This is a genomic window from Pseudomonadota bacterium, assembly GCA_010028905.1.
Lineage (GTDB): Bacteria > Vulcanimicrobiota > Xenobia > RGZZ01 > RGZZ01 > RGZZ01.
This window is the reverse complement of record RGZZ01000814.1, coordinates 1-1,379: the sequence shown is the minus strand read 5'-3', so window position 1 is coordinate 1,379 and position 1,379 is coordinate 1. Positions and strand designations below refer to the sequence as shown.

Annotated in this window: 3 protein-coding genes; 1 reads left to right on the top strand and 2 read right to left on the bottom strand. The window is 64.2% G+C overall.

The window, feature by feature from the left end; genetic code table 11:
• On the bottom strand, positions 1-575 hold a 575-nt coding region (locus tag EB084_25560; protein ID NDD31632.1), incomplete at its 3' end, for a hypothetical protein.
• A 32-nt stretch (positions 576-607) separates the two neighbouring features.
• Positions 608-904, bottom strand: coding sequence for a hypothetical protein (locus EB084_25555; GenBank protein NDD31631.1), 297 nt, complete (start codon positions 902-904; stop codon positions 608-610).
• Between the two features lie 42 nt (positions 905-946).
• On the opposite strand from EB084_25555, the gene EB084_25550 reads away from it, so the two are divergent.
• The coding region (locus EB084_25550; protein ID NDD31630.1) for a hypothetical protein at positions 947-1,379 on the top strand (433 nt) is incomplete at its 3' end.

Sequence of the window (1,379 nt, the reverse complement as noted above, 5' to 3'; positions counted from 1 at the left end):
ATGGCCGCCACCGTCTCGGCGCTCGCCGCGGGCCCGATGCCGAGGTTGTCGGACGAGGTGGGCCCTTGGAACGCCGACCGCTGGGGCAGGTTTTGCTGGAGCTGCGTGATGAGAGAGATGAGAGAGTCGTTGTTGCTGCGGATGGCGGCGGTGTTGGCGCTCGTGGTCGCCGCCACTGGCACGAACGCGTTCGAGAGCGCCACGATCATGGCGGTGTTGTTGGACGTGGCGGGCTTCCACTGCGAGTTGATGATGCCCTGGGACTCGTTGATGGCGTCGAGCATCTGGGGCATCGTCACCAGCTTGGTCCGCTGGTCGCTGATGGACGCGGCCAGCCGCTTCTCTGACTGCGCCACCAGCGCCGCCAGCTGGGAGTTGCTTGCCTGCAGGCTGGTGTCGTTCTGGTTGACCTCGTCGGCCATCTTCTTGAGCTGGCTCCGGTTGTGAGAGTCGTATTGGCTCACGCGCTGCTCGACCACATCGTTGGACTGGCGGATGAGCTCCTGGCGCATGTATTCTACGTAGGCCACGATCACGGAGCCGAGGATGATGGTGCTTATCACCGCAAACCACATCGGCCTTCCTTTACAACAATACAATAATATATTTACTGCGCGGGCGCGGGCCCAGGGGTCGGCATGACGTCCAGCACGATGTAGTCGCGGCCGATCTCTATGATGTGGTCCGTGAAGACCACGCAGCTGCGCACGCCATGGGTGATCCCTCCGCCATTCTCGTCGTCGACGAAGCAACCCACCTGGAGGATGAAGCTGTTGGGGGTGTCTTTCATAAGGGTGATGCTCGTGACCGTGGCGCCGTCGTACTGCAACTCCCCCAGGCCCACGCTGCCGAACCGTTCGAGTTCGAGCAAGTCCGGGATGGGAAAGGGAAGGATCGTGCGCACCAGGGGGCGGCGCCGAGGCGTGGGGGGCTGAACGCTGCGAACTTGGCGGGATCGTATGCGGAGCACGCCTGGGAGCGCGTCCTGGCAGAGGCGTGCTCCGCATACGATCCCGCCAAGCGCCTAGAATGGGACCCCAAATCGAACCGCTCGGGTGTGGACGTCCTCTACGACGGCGTCGGCTACTCGTGCAAGACCACCCGCTTCCGGAGCGCCGAGCACCCCCGGCGCGTGGTGACGCCCTCGTACAAGCTCGCGCGCTGCCGCACCCATGCCGACGCCATTCTAGAAATAGACCGCCCCCACCGCCACAACTTCCAGTTCTACGCCATCCTCGCGCGCAAGCACGCCGACGGCGACGCAGACGGTGCCATCCAATACGAGGTGCACACGCCGTCCTCGGAGCGTGTGCACCTCGTATTGGATGGCACCGTCTGCGTCGCCGTCGGCGTGCTTGCGCGCGAGGATGGCGTAGAAC